Raw genomic sequence first — 20,236 nt, 5'->3', positions numbered from 1 at the left:
GTCACCGTCAGACGCGGGCGGGAAGCGCGGCGAGGATCGCCTCGACCTGCGCCTTCGCGTCACCGAACAGCATGGCGGTGTTGTCCTTGAAGAACAGGGGGTTTTGCACCCCTGCGTAGCCGGTAGCCATCGACCGCTTGAAGACCACGACCTGGCCGGCATTCCATACCTCGAGCACGGGCATTCCGGCGATGGGCGAACCAGGGTCGTCCAGCGCCGCCGGGTTGACGGTGTCGTTCGCACCAATGACGAGGACCACGTCGGTGTCGGCGAAGTCGCTGTTGATCTCGTCAAGCTCGAGCACGATGTCATAGGGCACCCGCGCCTCCGCTAGCAGCACGTTCATGTGCCCTGGGAGGCGGCCCGCTACGGGGTGCACGGCGAAGCGCACCTGGACTCCCTGGTCGCGGAGCCGGGACACGAGGTCTGCCACGGGGTACTGCGCTTTGGCCACCGCCATGCCGTACCCGGGAGCGATGACCACGGAGCGCGCATCGACGAGCATCTGCGCCGTCGCTGCGGCGGTGACCTCTTGGTGCGATCCCGTGACCTCGGCGCCCGAGGATGCCGTCTCACCACCAAAGCCGCCCAAGATCACCGCGAGGAACTTCCGGTTCATGGCCTTGCACATGAGGTAAGACAAGATGGCGCCCGAGGCTCCCACGAGGGCACCGGTGACGATCAATAGGTCGTTACCGAGCATGAAGCCCGCCGCCGCTGCCGCCCACCCGGAGTACGAGTTGAGCATCGACACGACCACCGGCATGTCCCCGCCTCCGATCGCGGCGACCAGGTGGTACCCCAAGGCGAGCGCCAGAACGGTCATGAGGATGAGCGGCCACACCGAGGGCGCCGCGAGGAACCACACCATGAGGCCGGCCGAGGCGACCAAGATGCCGGCGTTGAGCGCGTGCCTGCCCGGCAGGGTGAGCGGCGCTGACGGCATCCGCGCGGACAGTTTGAGGAACGCGACGATGGAGCCGGTGAAGGTGACCGCTCCAATCAGGACGCCCAGGAAGACCTCCACGAGGTGCATGGCATCGTGGCCTTCGGTGAGGAAGGAGTTGTAGCCAATCAGCACCGCGGCAAGTCCCACGAACGAGTGCAGGAGCGCAATGAGCTCCGGCATCTGGGTCATCTCGACGGTCCGGGCGCGGTAGATTCCCACGCCGGCGCCAATGAGGAGCACGCACGCGATCAGCAGCGCGGTGGCGCCCCATGCGCGCTCCGATTGGTCGAGCGCGAGGGCGATGGTCGCGGCGATCGCGATTCCCATCCCCACCATACCGAGCAGATTGCCGCGACGGGCGGTGGTCTGCTTGGACAGTCCCGCGAGAGACAAAATGAACAACACGGCGGCCACGAGGTAGGCCACCTGGGCAACACTGGTGAGAGTCATGGCGGTCACGCCCCCTTCTGGAACATGCCGAGCATGCGGTAGGTCACGAGGAAGCCACCGAACACGTTGATCGAGGCGACCGCGGCGGCAATGAACGCCAGGACGGTCACCACAAGGGATGACGACCCCAGCTGCAAGAGTGCGCCAATGAGGATGATCCCGCTGATCGCGTTGGTCTGGCTCATGAGCGGCGTGTGGAGCGAGTGAGACACGCTGGAGATCACGTAGTAGCCAATGAACACCGCGAGGATGAACACCGTCATCATCATCAGGAACGCCGGGTTGGCGAAGCACAGCGCGATCGCGAGTGCGCCACCGGCGATCCCGATGGACCACGCGTTGCGCTTCTTGCGTGCAGCTTCGAGGGCCGATGCCCGCTCGGCTTCCGCGGCCAGGCGCGCCTCGCGCTCCTGGGGCCCCTCGGTCTCCGAGGGGTTGCCTACGGCACCCGAGCCCGCGTCGGCTGACACCGACACCGGAGGTGGCGGCCACGTCACCTCGCCGGCGTGCGCGACGGTCATTCCGCGCACAATCGGATCCTCCATGTCGAGCACGGCGGCGCCGTCCTTCGCGGGGGTCAGCAACTTGACCAGATTGACAATATTGGTGCCGAGCAGTTGCGACGTGTGTTGCGGCATGCGGCTCGGAAGGTCGGTGTAGCCGATGATGTGCACGCCGTTGTCGGTGAGGACGGCCTCGCCGGGAACAGTCAGTTCACAGTTGCCGCCACCGCTTGCCGCGAGGTCCACGATCACGGAGCCTGGCTTCATTGCGGCCACCATCTGTGCGGTGATCGTCGTCGGGGCGCTCCCCCGTACCAGCGCCGTGGTGATCACCACGTCTGCCCGGGCGGACTCCTGCGCGTACACGTCGAGCGCGGCGGCGAGCTGCGCCTCAGTGAGGGGCTTCGCGTACCCGTCCGCCGAGACTTCCTGCTGCGCGGCCGGCGCATGCACAAAGCGCGCTCCCATGGACTCGATCTGCTCAGCGACCTCTGGCCGCACGTCAAAGGCGCGCACCTGGGCTCCCAGCGACACCGCCGCCCCCAAAGAGGCTAGTCCTGCCACACCGGCGCCGATCACGAACACCGTCGCAGGGTTGGTCTTGCCGGCGGCCGTCACCTGGCCGGCGAACATCGCCCCGTAGGCCTGCGCGGCCTCGATGACCGCGCGGTAGCCGGACACGTTCGACATGGTCGACAGCACATCCATGGACTGTGCGCGCGAGATGCGGGGCACAGCGTCCAGGGCCATCGCCGTGACGCCTCGGGCGGCAAGGTCCGCGATGAGTGCGCCGCTGGTGTGCGGCGCCAAGGTGCAGATCAGCACGGCGCCGGGCGCGAGCAGGTCGCGCTGGGACGCCGTGGGCGCTTGGTACGCCGCCACGATGTCGGCACCCCACACGCTGGCGGCGTCCGTAATCGCGGCACCCGCCACGAGGTAGGCCTCGTCCCCTAGCGTGGCGGCCTGACCGGCGCCCGTCTCGACCAGAACGTCGTAGCCAAGTGCGGTGAGCGCCTCGACCGTCTTGGGGGTCGCGGCGACCAGGGTGGAGCCGTCCACGCTCTGGTGCGGAATGCCGATCTTCATGTGCAGTGCCTCTCGCCCTCGCGGCCCGCTGGTGCGCGGGCGCGGCCTCTGAGGCTGACTCTAGTGCGGATGCGGTCCCTGGCGGCGGGACGAGGGTCCCGGGACACGGGAGCGGACCCCCTGGTAGCGGACGGTTTAGGCCGGGGCGTGGTCTCCCACGACTTGGCACCGGTGGGGGTCAGTACAGGACGCTGGATCCAAGACGTCTGCCCGCGCGCGCAGGGTCTGGAGTTCTGCTCGGGCAGCCTCGAGGGACGCGATCTGCTGCTCGATGTCCGCCAGGTGCCTATCGAGCATGGCGCTCGTATGTTCGCAGGTGCCGTGCCCAGCGGACTTCATGTCGAGAATCTGGCCGGACTCCTTGAGCGTCAGGCCGGCGGCTTGAGCGTCCCGGACGAAGGTGAGGCGCTTGAGCACCTCGTCGTCGTACTCGCGGTAGCCCGATGCAGTGCGCCCCGGGTCAGCGAGCAGACCGATCGACTCGTAGTACCTGACCGTCTTGGCGGTCACACCGGCCTTATCCGCAAGCTCGCCAATTCGCATCTGTCCGCTCCACTCCCTTGTCCCCTGGCCGAACATACTCGGCGGGGATTCGCCGCCGGCCCCGTCGTGGCCGTCACTTCCCGGCGGCCGCCCAGGCGCAACCTTCCATTCCACTGTAACCCCGGCATCGGCCCACCGCCGCCAACCCCTGTGCCAAATGGAACCATTTCGCTGCCTTGACGGGCCATAACAATGAAATGGAGCCACTTGGCGGGGAGGTGGCGGTGGACGCCGGCCAGGCGCCGGGCCGTACAGTCGGAGGCATGACCGCGATTGCCGCCACTCGTTCTACACCCCGCCGGCTTGGACTGTTGGGCGGCATCACCTGGCACAGTTCGCTGGAGTTCGAGCGCCTCCTCAACGAGGGCGTCAACGCCGCACTCGGCGGTTCGAGCGCTGCCGACCTCCTGGTCCGCAGCTACAACTTCCAGCAGATCGCGGATGCACAGGCCGCCGGGGACTGGGACGGTTTGGGGTTCACGTTCGGGCAGGATGCACGGCGACTCCAAGACGCGGGCGCGGAGGCGATCCTCATTTGCGCCAACACCATGCACAAGGTCGCGCCCGCGGTCGCCGAGGCCATCGACATCCCCGTCATTCACATGCTGGACGCAACGGCGGACGCCATCCTCGCGGCGGGGCTCGACACCGTCGCTTTGCTCGGGACCGGCTACACCATGCGCGACCCGTTCTACTGCGATCACATGGCGGCTCGCGGCATTACCACGATCGTTCCGCAGGAGCCCTACCTGCAGGAGGTCCACGACCTCATTTATGGCTCGCTCGCCCGAGGATTGGTCCCCGAGCACGCGCCGGCTTGGACCCGCGGCATTTACGAGGGGCTCAAGGAGCGCGGCGCGCAGGGGGTCATCTCCGGCTGCACAGAGATCCCCATGGTGTTGACAGCGGCCGACGTGGACGAGCCGTACTTTGACTCGATGGCGCTGCACGTCGACGCGGCACTACGTTTCGCCCTCAACTAGCCCTGGCCGAACATACTCGGCGGGCCTGAGCGTTCACATTCGTCCTGGCCGTCGTTTCTCGTAGCCCGGACGGGCCTCACACCGCCTACCAAGCCGCTGCGTCAAGCACCTCAGCAGCGACGGCCAACCGGTCGGCATCGTCTGTGCGCACCACAGCATCGTCCAGCGCCAGCGCGTCCAGCGACGCCTCCAACTCGACCGTTCGCGCGTGCGCGAAGTCCCGCCAATACCCCTCCGGTTCGCGCGCAGCGAGCCGGCCCATGCGCTCGGCCTCACTCGCCGTCACCCGCACGATCACTACGGAAGCCGGGCCAGCATCGGCCGTCCCGAAGGCACTTGCGTAGCGCTCACGGTCCGCAGGGTCCTCGACGACCCGGGCCACCACAATCAGGCCGATGCCGTGGTGACGGTAGGCGGGGGCGGCTCCGCTGAGAGCGTCGAAGAGGAGGCGCTGGCGGAATGGGTCGTCGGCGGGTGCGGGCGAGGCCTGGCAGAGGCTATCGGCGTCGATGAAGGCTGACCGGGCACCGCGCTCACGCCACAGGTCGTGAACGGCCGCGGCGGTCGTGGTCTTGCCGGCGCCCATAGTGCCGTTGACGACAAGCACCCGCGTGGCGAGATCGAGGGCCATGCAGACGGTTTGTGGGTCGTCTGCCCAGTCGCCGTAATTGTCCATCCGGTGATACCCGAGCTGCTGGTAGAGCCCAATCGCCTCTGGCTGCTGGTGTCCAGTCTCAAGAACAAGGCGCGTGGCGCCAGCCCGCCGCGCGGCGGCTTCACCCGCCCGCATGAGTGCCTTCGCCGCGCCCACTCCCCGCGCGGACTCGGAGACCCATAGGCGCTTGAGTTCCATGTCCCCCGGCAAAAGTTCGTGCCGCGTAGGCCACCGAGCAGCGATGGCACCCACGGCCATGTGGTCGCGATTGCGCGCCACCCAGACACCGACCCCGGTCGGGAAGTCATCCTCGAGCGTGAGCGTGGGGTCGCCGTAGCGGCGCCCCAAATCACGTTCCTGGTCGCGCCACAACCTGCGCACCTCGTCGTCGGGCGCATCGAGGCGGTGGACCGTGACAGGAGCAGGGGGTGGGGTGGGACTGGCGTTCACTCTGCCAGTATCGGTCACGCGTGGAGCGGGCCGATGCTCACTACAGTCCCTGCCCCGCGTCCCAGAGCCGCTCGGTGCGGCCGGCGAGCATGGCATCGAGGTGGGTTGCCTGGGCATCGGTCAGCGCCGCCACATAGTCGATGATGCCGCGCCCGGCGGCGCGGCGGCGCAGTTCCGTCTCGTCGACCGTGGGAAGCAACTGAGGCTCCTCGTGGAGGACACGCATGTAGTCCTCGGTGGCCATGTCCACGAGGTCGATGAGTCGGCGCGGGGCACGGCGAGCGTCGTGCGGGTCGTCGAGCCAGTCGGCGAAGCCATCCACCAGTCGTTCGATGAGGCTGGCCTGTCCCCGCTGGTAAACGGCCAAGTCCGGGCGGTCCAGAATGAAGCGCTCATGCAGGAACTTCAGCACGGCAACCTCGTGCCAGGCCTTGCGGTTGAGAGCCACATGCCCCGAGCGGTGAGCCGGGTTGCGGTGCACCTCCACCGACGACTGCAGATGGCGGATCCAGTCGGTCGTGAAACGCGCTAGCGACCGGTCGGCGGCGAGCGAGCCGTCGAATGGAACCGTCAGCAGGCCCTCGACAACCTCTTCCGTGACGAGCGCGACCGCAGCGTCGAAGGCGTCGGAGTCCGCGATCCACGGGTCACGCTCAGCGAGGCGCCGCCACAGCAACTCGAGCGAGTGCCCCGGTGAGCGGCTCGTCTCCGCGAGCGCCTCCACATCCAGGGAGCGCAGCTCGGCCAGGTCCCGTCGCCACTCGCGGAACTCGCCCGCGATCGTGGCTTGATTGAGCAGACCCGCCCGGTAGAAGTCGTCCAGGTCGTGGAGCGAATACGCGATGTCATCCGCAATGTCCATCACGGAACACTCGAGAGTCTGCTGACCCCGCTCAATCTGGGGGTAGGCCGCCAGGGTGTCACGGGCATCGTCCACATCCACCACGTACATCGAGAACTTGTGGCTCGTCGCCCCCCTGCGGTCGCCGCCGTCCCCCCGTAGCCACGGGTACTTGAGGACACCGGCACGAACGGCGCGGGTGAGGTTCAGCCCCACCCCTTGGGTGTCGTGCTCGTCCAGGCGGGTGAGGATGCGGAAGGTCTGGGCGTTGCCCTCGAATCCCTCGCGCAGGCGGAAGCGGTCGCGCGCGAGGCGGTCCAGCGCGCGCTCGCCCAGGTGGCCAAACGGCGGGTGGCCCACGTCGTGGGCACTGGCGGCGGCCTGCACCACGACCGGATCGCAGCCTCCCAGCTCCGCGACGAGCGCGCCGGTGGGGCCGGTGTCCCGGTGCAGATGCATCGCGATCGCTCGTGCGACGGCCGCCACCTTGACCGAGTGCGTGAGCCGGTTGTGCACCGCTAGTCCCGCGCCCGACTGCGAAATCACTTGCGTGACCGCAGACAGGCGGGAGAAGTACGGGGAGAAACGAATGCGCTCAATGTCCACCCGGAAGTCCGGTTGCGACTCCGCCAGTTGGAACTCGTCGAGGTCCTCCGGCGCACGGCGCGCGGTCCTAGGGTCAGGCACGGGGTCGGACTCACTCATCCCCCCATCCTGGCGCATGGACCTCGCAGACCGCGTCGAGCAACCGTGCCCGGACTGAAGCAGGAGGACCGCACCGGTCCGCCGGGGCCGTCACCCCCGCGTCACGAGCGACGTCCCCGAGTGAGTCGGCAGCTCACCACGCGTACGAGCAGCTGGCGCTCGACGTGTGCGTGCCGTTGGCGCGCCCGAGGAGCGTGGGACAGAGGTTCACGGTCTGAACCGTCACGGGGCCGGCCTTGAGGACGAACTTGTGACGTGTCTGGAACCTCGCAACATTGTTTTTGGTGTCCATCCTCCGGAGCGTGCGCCCCTCGTAGGACCATCCAGGCGTACCAGTCTCGCCACCGTCCCACTCAAAGTTCCTGCTCGTGATGCGACCTCCGCTGTAGCACCACGTTCCCTCCGTGAACGCCGTACCGAGAACGTTGCCCGCTGCAGCTCGGAACCTCGCGAGGACGCGCTTGGTCTCGCATCCTGAGCTCGCGGCGGCGGCCACGGCAGCCTGGGGTGCCAGACGCAGAGTCGCTGGAGCCTCGAAGGGCGCCAGGTCGACGATCTCGACGTGCTCGACGAGCATGTGATTCTCGAGCACGTACTGCTCCCGGTCGGAGAGGGCGTCACCCGATTCACCGCTCGCAAGCGTCGCAAGGACGGACTGCACCTCGGATGGCGACGCTCCTTCGGAACCGGGCCCGTCGGCAGCGGAGGCAGGCTCGGCCACGATGAGGCACAGCGCCAGCACCATCGCCGTCACCACCACGGCACGGCGCGGCGCAACAGCGATGTCGAACTGCCGGGAGATCACATTCCTGTGCATTGTCGACCCGTCTTCAGAGGTGGTTGTTGCTGTTCGCGGAAAGAGCTCTTGCTAATACAGGATGAACGAGAGAACGATGCAGGCAGAAAGGAAGAGCGAGCCTGCGACAATGGCAATGGCGCCGACTGCCGGCAACCTGGAGATCAACGCACTCGCAAGCGCTCCGAGAAGCGCGGCGACGATGGCGATCGGTACGCAGATGAGGACGCCGAATGCGCCGAAGTTCCACGGAGGAAAGATGACGAGGCCCGCAATCAGCCCGACCACCGTCGCGACCAGAACGGCCGCGACGACGCGGTGACGCGCCCACCACGGATGCACCCGGTACAGCAAGCCGACGAGACCAACGCCGCACAGGATCGGCACGGCGGCGATCACGGGAAGCGCCCACGCCTGCCCGGCGATCGGCATGAGCGCCAGTCCGACCACGAGTGCCAGCAGCATTCCCACGGCGAGGAGATGGAGCACGTGCACGGGGTTTGTGAGGCCTGCACCGCGCACCTCGCTCGGCCGCTCCGCCGCTGTTGCAATGCGACTCGGACCCGCGACGCCCTCGTTCTCTGTCATGTTGGGACCCCGTCTCTGTCAGTTGGAGTAGGACAGTGAGTCTGTGCCGCACACGCCCGTCAGGCAGTGAAAGCCCTCGTTCGGAAGCCGGAAGACCGTTCGCCACGCCCCTGAGTCGGACTGCACGTATGCCTCGTGGTTCGGCACAGGACGGCGATAGCCCGAGATGATGTAGCTGCCGGACTTGTAGAGCGAGACCGAGACGTCGTAGCGAATCGCCTGCGCGCCTGAGCAGTAGGGGTTCGACGCGCGGTGGTTAAGGCGGAACGAGGCGCGCGTCGACGAGACGGACGTGTTCGACATGACCATCTCCGAGGCGGACGCCCTCTTTCGACTGCGCTCCGTACCGTTGTTGTTGTAGTTGATGGTGGTGCCGATACCGCGGGACTGCGTGAGCTTGCCGGTAGACCAGTTCATGGTGATCGTCGCTCGAGTCCGGTACTTCGTCGACGTCGCCGAGTAACTCCTGTTGTCGCCGCCGAAGTACGTGTTGGTGGGGAACGCGACGCAGGGGAACCCGGGCGCTGTGGCGGGGGCGATGAACGTCAGATACCGAAACTTCGAGTTGCCCGTCGCTGCCACTCGAGCTGCCGCGGTCGCCTCCGCCGCGAGTTCGACCTGCGCGAGGCCGGAGCGCGACGCGCGGTGCGGTGCAGGCACGGGCACCGAGGTCACGATCGTGACGCTGGAGCGCTGCGGCGCGAGCACCTCCTCACCCGTGAAGGGGTCGCGGACCAGCTCACTGCCGCCGTCGACCTCCATCTCCACTCTGTACTCGTGAACAGCACCGGGAACTGCCGTGTCATCGGCCCAGCTCTCGTCACGAACGTGGCCTTGCAGAACGCCGTCACGGAAGACCTGCTGGCTGATCGCACCTGCCACCTCACTCCAGGTGAGCTCAACGGCGCCGGTCGAGGACACGTTCCACTCGAACCACACGTCATCCGCAGACACTGTGTCGCCAGCCGATGCGGCGACTGCGCGCTCCGACGCCAGTTCCTGGTCCACGTCGCTCACGAATGACAGCTCGACCTCACCCCCGGCAGTGGCCCGAGCCTCGATCTCGCCCTCTCCGACCGTTCCGACCGCATCGGCACGCGGAGCAGCGGTGTGGGCCGCATCATCCGACTCGGAAAGTGCCGCGCCGCTGCCGGCGAGAGCGACCTCGACAATGGCAGCAATGAGAACCGCTGATGCGACTCGACGAGCAGTACTAGCGCGTGCCTCCATGGCATTCCCCCTGTGAACTCAAACGTCCCCGAGGTCTGTCCAGGAATGCGGGACTCCGCGCTCGGCTGGCTCGAATCGTAGGGCGCGCCTGGACCCACGTCAATACTTCTCGTGGCGCCAGGTCATCGTCATGCAGGCGAGAAGCTCTCGCGGAATCGCTGGCCCTGTGGAATGTCACCCGTGCCCAGCGCGCTTCGAGCCCGCGGAGAGGATCGGCTTCGTCAGCCGCGGGTGGTTCTCGAGCGCGGCCGGATCGCATGACCGGACCACGAGCCGCGAGGCAGCCCGTCCTCCCTCATCCCCCCATCCTGGCGTACGCCTCGCCGCCGCGTCCCCCGGCTCGCTATGGTGGGCGCACGTGGAATCACGAACGCACGTGCGACAGGGGGGTCGTCATGGATTGGAACCGGCACAAGCGGGCCCAGGGGCAGTTCTGGCTGAGGGAGCGCCCGCGGCGGTGGTACTGGTTTGTCGCGCTACCGCTAATAGCCTGCGTGGTTGTCGCGTTGGCCGCCATCTGGTTCAGCCTGGAGGACCCGCCCTCCTGGGCAGAGCAGGCGATGATGCCGCTGGGGTACGCCTTGTTTGCCTTGGTCGCCGCTAGCTGGGTCGACATGTACGTCCGCGCGTATCGCGTCACGCGTCCCACGGAGGCCCTGGCGGAGGAATCTTCGCCTGCTCCCTAGTGTTCCTTGAGCATGCTCAACATCGGCTTCCTCTCCTTTGGCTGGTTCTCCGGCGCACCCGGCTCGCACGTGCGGACGGCGAGCGACCTGATGCACGACACCATCGCGCTCGCCGAGGGCGCAGAAGACGCCGGCATGGACGGCGCGTGGATCCGCATCCACCACTTCGAACAGAACACGTCGTCGCCGTTTCCGCTCCTTGCCGCCATGGGCGCTCGCACGTCCCGCGTGGAACTGGGCACCGGCGTCATCAACATGCGGTACGAGAACCCGCTGTATATGGCGGAGGCGGCTGCGACTGCGGACCTGATCTCTGGTGGGCGCTTGCAGTTGGGCGTGAGCCGCGGGTCACCTGAGCCGGCGGCCGACGGCCCCGGTGAGTTCGGCTACCCACTGCCCGTGGGTATGACGCCTGCGGAGGACGCGGCTCAGCGCATCGCTCAGTTTCGCGAGGCCATCTCCGGTGCCGAGATCGCCACGCCAGGCGCGAATGCGCATGTGAGAGCGGGGCAGAAGCTTGCGATACAGCCCCAGTCGCCCGGGTTGAGCGACCGCATTTGGTACGGCGCCGGCGGCGAGGAGTCCGCAAAGCGAGTTGGCTCACTAGGCATGCACCTGATGTCCTCGACCCTTGTCGAGGGTGGGTCGGGCGAGCCGCTCGGGGTCGTCCAACAACGTCAGATTGACGCCTACCGCAGCGCGTGGGACGCGGCCGGGCACGAGGGCACGCCGCGTGTGTCCGTCTCGCGCTCGATCATGCCTATCTTCGACGCCGCGACGCGCACCTACTTTGGCACCACCCTTGAGCGCGATCGCATGGGCGCGAACCGGGACCAGGTGGGCAAGATCGACAACTTCATCGCGACGTTCGGCAAGACCTACGTGGGCGACCTGGACAAGATTGAGGCGGAACTGCGCGATGACGAGGCCGTGATGAGCGCCGACACCGTGCTCGTGACGATCCCCAACCAGCTCGGAGCGGACTTCAATCGCACCACCTTTGACGCCCTTGTCGAGCTCCGGAACCGCCTGGCTCCACATCACACGGGCCCCCGCCCCACCACCACCTAACCCCTCCCGCCAAGTGGCTCCATTTCGCCGTTATAGCCACGCGTAACAGCCAGAAAGTGCCACTTCGCGAGGGCCGATGCCCGGGTGACCCTGGCATCGGCGCGCTCCAGTTCCGCGTTGCAGCACCCACCCGTACAGGAGGAGCCGGCCTGGAGTGGCACAGAATGCCCTTTATAGGCCGCCATGACAGTCAAATGGAGCCATTTGGCGCAAACGCGGGGGTGCGGTGGGCTAGCGCCGAACCCCGTAGCGCAAGAAGACCGTTCCCGATGCGAACGTTCGGCTTTCGAGCAGTTCCATGTTGTGCCGGCGCTCGTCGTGCGCAAAAAACGTGGTGCCCGCGCCCAACAGCACCGGGTCGACGAACAGTTGATACTCGTCGATGAGATCCAGGGTCGCTGCCTGGTGAGCGAGCTGTGCTCCGCCGATCGCGATCTCGCCGTCGCCCGGCTCGGCCCGCAGGCGCGCAATCTCCTCCGCAAGGCTCCCCTGTGCCAGCCGGGCACTCGCGTCGACCTCGGTCAGGGTCCTCGAGAACACCACCTTGGGCAATGCGTTCCATAGGTCAGCCCATTCGCGCTCGGCGGCGTCGAAGGACTCGGCGTTGGCAGGGTCATCCCAGTAGACCATCGCCTCGTAGAGCCGCCGGCCCATCACCTGCACGTCCGCCTCGCGAACTCGCTCGATGTGGAACGCGAACACCTCTGGCGAAGGTTCCGCCCAGTCGAAATTGCCTTGCGCGTCCATCACATAACCGTCAACAGACAGGCCCATCGAATAGGTGACACGACGCATGGCGCCCTCCCTTTTTCCCTTTGGCCGATCGTATGCCCGGCCAGGCCCCGCCGCCCGGTCAGCGGATGCCGCCCACGTTCCCCGGGCATCGGCCCGCTAAAGGTGAGAGCCTGGCACCCTCACGTCCCAGGGAGGATCCATGACTCGTGTCCGCGTTGATCTGAACATCTCGCTCGACGGCTACGCCAGCACCGTCGGAGACGGGCCCCACGACCCGTTCGGAGAGGACTGGGCCCGGCTCACGGCGGCCTACGTCGGCACCCGCACCTTCCGCGAGCGCGTGCTGGGCAAGGCCGATGGCTCCGGCACGACCGGTGTCGATGACAACTACGCAGCCCAGTACTTCGAGGGTGTGGGCGCGGAGGTCATGGGCGCGGGAATGTTCGGGCTCACGGACCACCGTGATGACCCGGATTGGCGCGGCTGGTGGGGCGACACTCCGCCGTTCGGGTTCACGGTCTACGTCCTCACCCACAGCGAACGCGAGCCGCTTGAGTTCGCCAACGGCACGCGCTTCGAGTTTCTCAACGCCAGCCCTGAGGAGGCCCTGCTGCTCGCGCGCGAATCTGCGGGCGGCGCAGACGTGCGGATCGGCGGCGGCCCGACCACGGTGCGTCACTACCTGCGGGCGGGACTTGTCGACAGCCTGCATGTGGCCGTGGTGCCCGTCGTCCTAGGCCGCGGCATCAACCTGTGGGACGACCTCCGGGGGCTCGAGTCCGGCTACCGCGTGACCGCCGAGTCTGCGGACAGCGGCGTCACTCACTTCACGTTCGAGCGTGAGGACGGCAGTTAGCGGTCCGCGTCCTGTGAATACACCAGGCGGAACCGCTCGCATACGACTGGCATATCCGGCGCGTAACCACGAGGGTTCTCCGAGTGCTCGCGCCAGTAGCGCTCGTGGATGTCGCGCCATGCGGCGAGGCTGCGGTCACCTTCGCCCTCCGCGGCTGCGTGGTCGGCGCTCACCTGGTTGAACGGCACCACGGTCACGTGGGTGGTCTCGATGACGGCGCGTGGCACTCCACGGCCGTCAAGGATGATGCTGAAGTTGCCCGGTTTGGGTACCGGCTCTCCCGTTTCCTCGTGGTCCCATAGGGCCGATGCCGTGGCAGTTTTGACTCCCTGAGTCACCAGGGAGAGAAGCTCGTCGGCGTGGGCTTCGGTGGCGCCGAAGGCCCAGGCCTCCGGCACCCGCTCGGGCAGGGAAGGGTCGGCAGCGCGCCGCGCGGCCCAGAAGCGTGACACTCCTTCATCTGTCATGGGGGCATGGTGCCACGGAAACCTCCGCATCTGTTGACAGCATCTAGTTTGCAATGCAAACTACTTTGCATGAACGTAGAATCCCGCTCCGCCGACGACTCCCAGGCCTCCGCGGCAGACATGCTCGCCCTCATGGAGGGCCAGCGCCGGTCCGTCCGAGCCAAACTCGACCGCCGCTTCAGCGTGCTCCTCGTGGTGTGGGCCGCAGCGTGGGCCATCGGCTTCTTCGCGCTGTGGAGCGGTGAGCGCATTGGGGGCAATCCCCTGTTCCGGATCCCGGAACTGACCGCCTGGCTGATTTTCGGCAGCGTGATGGTGGCCGGCATCGTATGGTCAATCGTCACTGGCATCCTGAGCGGGCGCGGGTTCCGTGGGGTCTCGCGGCTGTCGGGCGCGCTGTACGGATGGTCGTGGTCCGTCTCAATGATGGGGGCTGGCCTCTTCACAGCCGGCCTCCAGCGCGAGGGCATGAGCGACGAACTCGCTGCGCTGCTCTACCCGGGGCTCTTTGTGACCCTCGTGGGGGTGCTGTATCTCACGGGTGCGGCACTGCAGCGCTCCCCCGCACAGTTCGCGTTGGGATGCGTCATGATCCTCATCGTCGTCATCGCGACCTACGTGGGAACTCCCACGCATTATCTAATCTACGCAACGGCAGGCCCCGTCGCGATGCTCGCTGTCGCAGCGCTCCAGCTTCGCGGTGTCCTTCCGGCGCTAGTTGAGGAGTCACAGTGAGCGACCTCAACCCGGTGATCCACGCCCCGGCACGGCTCAGGATCATGACCACCCTCGATGAGAGCCTCGCGGACGGCGACCAAGTCACCTTTCCCAGCGTGCAGAAGCTCCTAGGGATGACCGCCGGAAACCTCACCACCCACTTGGCAAAGCTCGAAGCGGCCGGCTATGTCGAAGTCACCAAGGCCTTTGCTGGACGCAAGCCCGTCACCTACATCGCCCTCACCCATGCGGGACGCGACGCCTTTCACACCTACCGCAAGGACCTACTCGACCTCTTGGGAGGAGCCTCATGACTACCCTGCTCAGTGCCCGGGACCTGACCAAGGTCTTCGGCGACGTGACGGCGCTCGACTCCGTCACCCTCGACATCGACGCAGGTGAATGCGTGGGACTTCTCGGCCCCAACGGCGCCGGCAAGACCACCCTGCTCAGCCTAGCGCAAGGACTTCGCCGCCCCACGACCGGCTCGGTCCAGATCTTTGGCGGCGACCCGCTCGACGCCGCCAATCGGCAAAGGCTCGGTTCCACTCCGCAAACCACTGGCTTACCAGAGGCATTGCGAGTGGGAGAGGTCCTTGAGTTCGTAGCCGCGCACTACGACGAGCCGTCGCCACGCGACCAGATCATCGACGAGTTCGGCCTGGAGCCGCTGCTGCGCAAGCAATGTGGCGCCTTGTCCGGAGGACAGCAGCGGCGCGTGGCGGTCGCACTCGCCTTCATTGGAAACCCCGAGCTTGTCCTCCTTGACGAGCCCACGACCGGCCTGGACGTCGATGCGCGGCGCGCTCTGTGGGACGCGGTTCGCGCACGCCACGCAGCAGGATGCGCGGTCGTCGTCACGAGCCACCACTTGGAGGAGATCGAGCAGTTGGCTCAGCGGGTGGTGGTCATCGACCAGGGGGCCGTACGCGCAGACGGCACCCTGAGCAGCATTGTCGCCTCGGTGGCACGTCGCCGGGTCACTCTCAGCGGAGTGCCCGCCCAGCGCATCGCGGAGCTCGACCCCACGGCCGCCGTCACCGAGGACGGTGGCACTGTCGAGGCCGTCGTCGCCGACGCCGATTCCCTCGTGCGAAGCCTCGTTCAGGCAGGCGAACCGTTCTCACAACTCACCGTGCGTGGAGCCACGCTCGAGGAGGCTTTCCTCGCGCTCACCAAGGAGGCAGTCTGATGTCCACCGCCCAGCTCGCGCTGACTCACGCCCGGTACAACCTCATCGAGACGGCCCGCGTGCCCATCGCGGTCATCGGCTCGATGGTCTTCCCGACTCTTGCGTTCTGCCTGTTTGTTCTACCGCAGTCCTACGTGACACAAGACCCTGCGATGGCCACCGCATCGGTCGCATCGATGGTGGTGTTCGCGTTCATGGCGTCGGGCCTGTTTTCGATCGGCATCGACCTCGCCGAGCAACGTGCGAAGCCCTGGGTCCCGTTCTTGCGGACGCTTCCCGCTCAACCCGGAGCACGCATCGGCGGCATGCTCCTCGCAACCCTGGCGATCGGCACGCTTGCGATGGTCCCGCTGCTCATCGTGGGTGCCCTGTTCACTGCGGCTGCACCGGCGGTCACGGACCTGGTGGCCGCGATGGGGTTGGCCATCCTGACCGCTGTTCCCTCTATGCTCATCGGCTTCGTGATCGGGACCGTGAGCGGACCCAAGGCCGCGATCGCTGTCACCCAGGTCGCCATGTTCCTGCTCGCGTTCGGTGGCGGACTGTTCCTGCCGCCCCAAATGTTTGCCGACTGGCTCAACACCGCGTCATCGTTCCTCCCCGTCCGGCAGGCGCGGGAGATCGTCGTCAACACGGCCTTGGGAGAGGCCATACCTCCGTGGGCGATCCTGGGGATCCTCGCGTGGACTGTCCTGCTTGGGGCTTTGGCGGCATGGCTGTACCGCCGCGACGAGGGCCGCCGGTTCCGCTAACGGACACGTCAGAGGGCCGATGCCCGGGCTGGGTCAGTTGCGCCACGGCTGAAGTGGCACAAAACGCCTGTTATAGGGCGCTAAAACAGCCAAATGGAGCCATTTGGCGGGAAAGGGTTAGGCGGAGGCGAGGAGGGCGTTCAGCGCCGAGGCGAAGAAGCCCAAGCCATCGGTGCCGCCGCGGCCGGCCTCGCGAGAGTCGGGGCCAAAGCCGGCCTCAACGGCGTGCTCGGGGTGCGGCATGAGGCCCACCACGTTGCCGCGTTCGTTCGTGATGCCGGCAATGTTGCGGCGCGACCCGTTGGGGTTCACGTCGACGTAGCGGAACGCCACGCGGCCCTCGGCCTCGAGCTCGTCGAGCGTGCGCTCGTCCGCGACGTACTGACCATCCTGGTTCTTGAGCGGGATGGTGATCTCTTCACCCAGCTCGTAGGCGTTGGTCCACGCGGTGTCGTTGTTTTCGACACGCAGCACCTGGTCACGGCAGATGAAGTGCAGGTGGTTGTTCTTGATCATCGATCCGGGCAGCAGGTGCACCTCGGTCAGCACCTGGAAGCCGTTGCAAATACCCAGAACGGGCATGCCGCCGTTGGCGGCGTCGACGACCTGCTCCATGATCGGAGAGAAGCGGGAGATGGCGCCGGCGCGCAGGTAGTCGCCATAGGAGAAGCCTCCGGGCAGCACGACCGCGTCAACGCCCTGCAGGTCGTGATCGGCGTGGAAGAGGTTGACGGGCTCGCCGCCAGCCAGGCGCACGGCACGGGCCGCGTCGCGATCGTCCAGCGTCCCGGGGAAGGTGACGACGCCGATGCGTGCCATTAGTTCACAACCTCCACGGCAACCACGTCTTCGATGACCGGGTTGGACAGCATGGTCTCCGCAGCTTCCCGCGCCTGCGCGAGCAGTTCTTCTGTCACGTCGCCGTCAACAGTGAGCTCAAAGCGCTTGCCCTGGCGCACGGAGGCAAAGCCTTCGAATCCGAGTCGCGGAAGCGCGTTTCCCACTGCCTTGCCCTGAGGGTCAAGAATCTCGGGCTTGGGCATGACGTGAACGACAATCGTGGCCATGCGCCGAAGTCTACCGCGAGGCGGCTACTCCCCTGAGCCCCTCACGGACCCCGTCAGTTCCTCCTCGGCCTCGCCCGTGACGAGGCACGCGGATTGCCGGTCGCCCTCGTCCCAGGTCAGCTCCGATGGGTACACAAGAGAGATGCGGTAGCGCGAGTCCGTGTACTCGACACCCACGTAGTCCGCATAGGCCCCCAGGCATGCCTCTTGGAGGGTTTCCGCGGTGTCCTGCGGATAGATGGGTGCGTTCAGTATCTCTGCATAAAACACTTCGCCATGGTGGGGCTCAGCACAGTCGACGACGGGTAGTGCACCCACCTCGGTTTCCGTGTCAGACGTGATGGAAGGAGCGATCACACACTCACCTACGGCCATCTCGAATGAGCTCACGTCTGTGCTCTGCCACAGCGAGCATCCCGACAATGCGGCGACCGCGAGCGCAGCCACCACCACTCCCACCTTTTTCATGGCACGTTCCTCGGGTCATGTCTCAGCCGGCATCCCGTTGCGGGCCCTCAGCGGCTCGGTCTCAGCACGCTCAACGTAGCAAGTACTGTGCCGGAGCGCGCGCTGACTACCATGGGTTCGCCCCTCGACTCAGAACGACGCCCAACGAACGGCCTCCGCCATGCCCGCTTTACTGGATCTCGCCACCGCCCCGGATCTCATCGACTCCGCGTTGGGCACGCTGCGCACCGTGCTCGAATACATCGGCACGGTCGCATTCGCGATCTCCGGCGCGGTCGCCGCGGGCCGCAAGCGCATGGACCTCGTGGGCGCGGTGGTGCTCGCGTGCATGGTGGCCATTGGCGGCGGCACGGTCCGCGACGTCATTCTCGATGTTCCTGTGTTCTGGATTGAGAGCCCGAGCTTCCTGATCGTGGGTGCCGTGACAGGGCTGGCGGTGGCGCTGCTGGCGCGCTGGCACCCGCCGGACCGTTTGGGGCGGTTCAGGATTGTGCAGGCCTCGGATGCCATTGGCCTCGCGGTCTTTGTGGTCGTGGGCACGGGCGTCGCGATCGACGCTGGCGCACCCTTGCTGATCGCGGCGGTCATGGGGGTGCTCACAGGCGTGGGCGGCGGCATCATTCGCGACATGCTTGCCAACGACGTCCCCGACGTGCTGCGCAACGGCCAGTTCTATGCGACGGCGGCGCTTGCCGGTGCGGCCGTCTATGCGGTGTTGTTGTGGGCGGATGTCCCCCGCACCGTCGTGTTCTGGGTGCCCATGGTCGTGATCCTCGCGATGCGCCTGGCGTCCATCAAGTTTGGCTGGGGAGTGCCAACGGTCGGCGGCAAGCGGGTCGATGTCGATGCGCCGCACGGGCACCCGAACGTGGGCCACTACGGCGGGTAGCACCGCTGAAGGTGAGATATTCTCGCCATTCACGCGCTTATCCACCGCCGGTCAGCGTGTACCGGCAGCCCGGCCACCCCACGCACAACGAGGTACGCGATGCCCGCCATCATCCCCCAGCCCCTCCACCTCTCCGTTCCGGCGGACGCGACCGTCACGGCGCTCGCTGGCACTGTCCTCGTCGCCGGCCCCAGTGCCACGGAACAGCGGATCGCCCTGCAGGCATCGGCCTTCTTGCAGGCCGATGCCGGGGTCACCGTGCCGCTGACCGACGCCCCCGAGCCCGGGGTCACCGTGATTGACGTGCGGCTGGACTCTGCTGCGGGCCCGGAGGGCGCTGCCGACGGGTATGAGGTGGACACGTCGGTGCGGCCGATGCGTGTGGCGGGCTCCAGCGCGGCCGGACTGTTTTCTGCGGTGCAGACGCTCCGCCAGCTCATCGTCGCCGCCGAGGGAGAAGCGGTCGTCGAGGCGGCGCAGGTGTCTGACGCGCCGCGCTATTCCTGGCGCGGGCTCACCCTCGACATCGCGCGCAACTTCTTCCCGCTCGCGTCGCTGGAGCGGGTTATCGACGTGCTCGCGTCGTACAAGTTCAACGTCCTCCACCTCCACCTCACCGATGACCAGGGGTGGCGCATCGAGAGCCCCTCGCGCCCCGAGCTGGCGAAGTTGTCCTCCGACACGTCGAACAGCGGGAAGGCGGGCGGCTATCTCACGCTCGCGGACTTCCGCCAGCTGCAGGACTACGCGGCGGAGCGGTTCATCACGGTCGTGCCCGAGATCGACATGCCGGGGCACACCAACGCCGCGACCGCGATCTACGGCGACCTCCGCCCCGACGGCAAGGCGACCGACAAGTACGAGGGCATGGAGGTGGGCTTCTCACAACTCACGTTCGACCTGCCCACGACGGAGCCGTTCATCCGTGACGTGCTGGGCGACATGGCCGGCATCACCGACGGCCAGTACCTGCACGTGGGCGGCGACGAGGCTCTCACGCTCGGTGCCGAGGAGTACGCGAAGTTCATCACTTTGCTGGAGGACGTGGTCGCGGACACCGGCAAGCAGGTCATCATGTGGCAGGAGGCCGCCTCGGCACCAACCCGCCCCGGCACGCTCGTGCAGTATTGGGACACCCGTGCGGACACCGCACCGTTTGTCGCCGCAGCCGAACGCGGCGCGCAGTTCATCATGTCCCCGGGCAACCACGCGTACCTCGACATGCACTACACGAAGGGCTTCCCGCTGGGCCAGGATTGGGCGGGACTCATCGATGTGCGCCACGCCTACGAATGGGACCCTGCGACCGTCATCGACGGAGTCCCAGGCTCACAGGTGCGAGGAGTCGAGGCCGCGATCTGGACAGAGACGCTATCCACGGACGACCACCTCTTCACGATGCTGCTGCCGCGCCTGACCGCGATCGCTGAGGTCGCGTGGACAGCACCTGAGCGCAAGGACTGGGAGTCCTACCGCGCGCGCGTGGCAGTGGCCGCAGCGGCGTGGCGCCGGGCGGGGCTAGCGTTCCACGAGTCGGCGCAAATCGACTGGTAGCGC

23 protein-coding genes are annotated in these 20,236 nt (G+C 66.9%); 10 read left to right on the top strand and 13 right to left on the bottom strand.

Annotated elements, in window-relative coordinates; translation table 11 throughout:
- Positions 1-7: 7 nt before the first annotated feature.
- From pntB to AOP75_RS06055, 3 genes are all read right to left on the bottom strand, one after another.
- Entirely contained in the window at positions 8-1,399 is a 1,392-nt protein-coding gene (gene pntB / locus AOP75_RS06065) for a Re/Si-specific NAD(P)(+) transhydrogenase subunit beta (protein ID WP_062078461.1), read from the bottom strand.
- Positions 1,400-1,404: 5 nt separating this feature from the next.
- Complete coding sequence (locus AOP75_RS06060) at positions 1,405-2,988, bottom strand: Re/Si-specific NAD(P)(+) transhydrogenase subunit alpha (RefSeq protein WP_062077387.1); 1,584 nt, start codon at positions 2,986-2,988, stop codon at positions 1,405-1,407.
- 135 nt (positions 2,989-3,123) lie between these two features.
- Positions 3,124-3,531 carry a heavy metal-responsive transcriptional regulator gene (locus AOP75_RS06055; RefSeq protein ID WP_062077386.1) on the bottom strand — a complete coding sequence of 136 codons (408 nt, stop codon included), beginning with the start codon at positions 3,529-3,531 and terminating at the stop codon, positions 3,124-3,126.
- Between the two features lie 263 nt (positions 3,532-3,794).
- On the opposite strand from AOP75_RS06055, the gene AOP75_RS06050 reads away from it, so the two are divergent.
- The gene (locus AOP75_RS06050; RefSeq protein WP_161794541.1) at positions 3,795-4,514 is read left to right on the top strand and encodes an aspartate/glutamate racemase family protein; all 720 of its coding nucleotides are present in this window, start codon (positions 3,795-3,797) and stop codon (positions 4,512-4,514) included.
- An 85-nt stretch (positions 4,515-4,599) separates the two neighbouring features.
- Here the strand turns inward: AOP75_RS06050 and AOP75_RS06045 are convergent, their stop codons facing one another.
- From AOP75_RS06045 to AOP75_RS06025, 5 genes are all read right to left on the bottom strand, one after another.
- Positions 4,600-5,619: a GNAT family N-acetyltransferase gene (locus AOP75_RS06045; RefSeq protein WP_161794540.1), complete on the bottom strand. Its 1,020-nt coding sequence runs from the start codon at positions 5,617-5,619 to the stop codon at positions 4,600-4,602.
- Positions 5,620-5,659: 40 nt separating this feature from the next.
- A complete protein-coding gene (locus tag AOP75_RS06040) occupies positions 5,660-7,165 on the bottom strand; it encodes a deoxyguanosinetriphosphate triphosphohydrolase family protein (protein ID WP_083966733.1) in 1,506 nt (501 codons plus the stop codon).
- Positions 7,166-7,298: 133 nt separating this feature from the next.
- On the bottom strand, positions 7,299-7,982 hold the full coding sequence (locus tag AOP75_RS06035) for a hypothetical protein (protein WP_152649969.1): 684 nt from the start codon (positions 7,980-7,982) through the stop codon (positions 7,299-7,301).
- A 51-nt stretch (positions 7,983-8,033) separates the two neighbouring features.
- Positions 8,034-8,549: a hypothetical protein gene (locus AOP75_RS06030; protein WP_062077382.1), complete on the bottom strand. Its 516-nt coding sequence runs from the start codon at positions 8,547-8,549 to the stop codon at positions 8,034-8,036.
- 18 nt (positions 8,550-8,567) lie between these two features.
- Positions 8,568-9,779 (bottom strand): DUF3238 domain-containing protein, encoded by a 1,212-nt coding sequence (locus tag AOP75_RS06025; protein ID WP_062077381.1) that lies wholly within the window; start codon positions 9,777-9,779, stop codon positions 8,568-8,570.
- A gap of 395 nt (positions 9,780-10,174) precedes the next feature.
- Between AOP75_RS06025 and AOP75_RS06020 the strand changes: the two genes are divergently transcribed.
- Both AOP75_RS06020 and AOP75_RS06015 read left to right on the top strand, forming a co-directional pair.
- Positions 10,175-10,465, top strand: a complete 291-nt coding sequence (locus AOP75_RS06020; protein WP_062077380.1) for a hypothetical protein — start codon at positions 10,175-10,177, stop codon at positions 10,463-10,465.
- 12 nt (positions 10,466-10,477) lie between these two features.
- Positions 10,478-11,536, top strand: a complete 1,059-nt coding sequence (locus AOP75_RS06015; RefSeq protein ID WP_236683083.1) for an LLM class flavin-dependent oxidoreductase — start codon at positions 10,478-10,480, stop codon at positions 11,534-11,536.
- 231 nt (positions 11,537-11,767) lie between these two features.
- On the opposite strand, the gene AOP75_RS06010 is transcribed toward AOP75_RS06015, so the two are convergent.
- Positions 11,768-12,331 carry a dihydrofolate reductase family protein gene (locus tag AOP75_RS06010; protein ID WP_062077378.1) on the bottom strand — a complete coding sequence of 188 codons (564 nt, stop codon included), beginning with the start codon at positions 12,329-12,331 and terminating at the stop codon, positions 11,768-11,770.
- A 139-nt stretch (positions 12,332-12,470) separates the two neighbouring features.
- Between AOP75_RS06010 and AOP75_RS06005 the strand changes: the two genes are divergently transcribed.
- The gene (locus tag AOP75_RS06005) at positions 12,471-13,127 is read left to right on the top strand and encodes a dihydrofolate reductase family protein (protein ID WP_062077377.1); all 657 of its coding nucleotides are present in this window, start codon (positions 12,471-12,473) and stop codon (positions 13,125-13,127) included.
- On the opposite strand, the gene AOP75_RS06000 is transcribed toward AOP75_RS06005, so the two are convergent.
- Positions 13,124-13,594, bottom strand: a complete 471-nt coding sequence (locus AOP75_RS06000; RefSeq protein ID WP_062077376.1) for an ASCH domain-containing protein — start codon at positions 13,592-13,594, stop codon at positions 13,124-13,126. The two genes, AOP75_RS06005 and AOP75_RS06000, sit on opposite strands and share 4 nt — an antisense overlap.
- A 69-nt stretch (positions 13,595-13,663) precedes the next feature.
- Between AOP75_RS06000 and AOP75_RS05995 the strand changes: the two genes are divergently transcribed.
- The 4 genes from AOP75_RS05995 to AOP75_RS05980 are packed head-to-tail and all read left to right on the top strand — an operon-like array spanning position 13,664 to position 16,255.
- The gene (locus AOP75_RS05995) at positions 13,664-14,329 is read left to right on the top strand and encodes a hypothetical protein (protein WP_062077375.1); all 666 of its coding nucleotides are present in this window, start codon (positions 13,664-13,666) and stop codon (positions 14,327-14,329) included.
- Positions 14,326-14,625, top strand: coding sequence for a transcriptional regulator (locus AOP75_RS05990; protein ID WP_062077374.1), 300 nt, complete (start codon positions 14,326-14,328; stop codon positions 14,623-14,625). The genes AOP75_RS05995 and AOP75_RS05990 overlap by 4 nt, the downstream gene beginning before the upstream one ends.
- Complete coding sequence (locus AOP75_RS05985) at positions 14,622-15,503, top strand: ABC transporter ATP-binding protein (RefSeq protein WP_062077373.1); 882 nt, start codon at positions 14,622-14,624, stop codon at positions 15,501-15,503. Before AOP75_RS05990 ends, AOP75_RS05985 begins: the two co-directional genes overlap by 4 nt.
- On the top strand, positions 15,503-16,255 hold the full coding sequence (locus AOP75_RS05980) for an ABC transporter permease (RefSeq protein WP_062077372.1): 753 nt from the start codon (positions 15,503-15,505) through the stop codon (positions 16,253-16,255). Before AOP75_RS05985 ends, AOP75_RS05980 begins: the two co-directional genes overlap by 1 nt.
- Before the next feature lie 117 nt (positions 16,256-16,372).
- Here the strand turns inward: AOP75_RS05980 and purQ are convergent, their stop codons facing one another.
- From purQ to AOP75_RS05965, 3 genes are read right to left on the bottom strand one after another with little or no spacing between them, the layout of a single operon-like run.
- Complete coding sequence (gene purQ / locus AOP75_RS05975; protein ID WP_062077371.1) at positions 16,373-17,074, bottom strand: phosphoribosylformylglycinamidine synthase subunit PurQ; 702 nt, start codon at positions 17,072-17,074, stop codon at positions 16,373-16,375.
- Entirely contained in the window at positions 17,074-17,322 is a 249-nt protein-coding gene (gene purS / locus AOP75_RS05970) for a phosphoribosylformylglycinamidine synthase subunit PurS (RefSeq protein WP_062077370.1), read from the bottom strand. The genes purQ and purS overlap by 1 nt, the downstream gene beginning before the upstream one ends.
- A 24-nt stretch (positions 17,323-17,346) precedes the next feature.
- Positions 17,347-17,790 carry a septum formation family protein gene (locus AOP75_RS05965; protein WP_062077369.1) on the bottom strand — a complete coding sequence of 148 codons (444 nt, stop codon included), beginning with the start codon at positions 17,788-17,790 and terminating at the stop codon, positions 17,347-17,349.
- A gap of 160 nt (positions 17,791-17,950) precedes the next feature.
- On the opposite strand from AOP75_RS05965, the gene AOP75_RS05960 reads away from it, so the two are divergent.
- Together AOP75_RS05960 and AOP75_RS05955 are read left to right on the top strand one after the other, a co-directional pair.
- The gene (locus AOP75_RS05960; protein ID WP_062077368.1) at positions 17,951-18,679 is read left to right on the top strand and encodes a trimeric intracellular cation channel family protein; all 729 of its coding nucleotides are present in this window, start codon (positions 17,951-17,953) and stop codon (positions 18,677-18,679) included.
- A 99-nt stretch (positions 18,680-18,778) separates the two neighbouring features.
- Positions 18,779-20,233, top strand: coding sequence for a beta-N-acetylhexosaminidase (locus tag AOP75_RS05955; RefSeq protein WP_062077367.1), 1,455 nt, complete (start codon positions 18,779-18,781; stop codon positions 20,231-20,233).
- The last annotated feature ends 3 nt before the right edge of the window (positions 20,234-20,236 follow it).

It is taken from the genome of Demequina globuliformis, from assembly GCF_000975155.1.
GTDB lineage: Bacteria > Actinomycetota > Actinomycetes > Actinomycetales > Demequinaceae > Demequina > Demequina globuliformis.
Note: the sequence above shows the minus strand (reverse complement) of the source record. Positions and strands in the feature narration are given on the sequence as shown.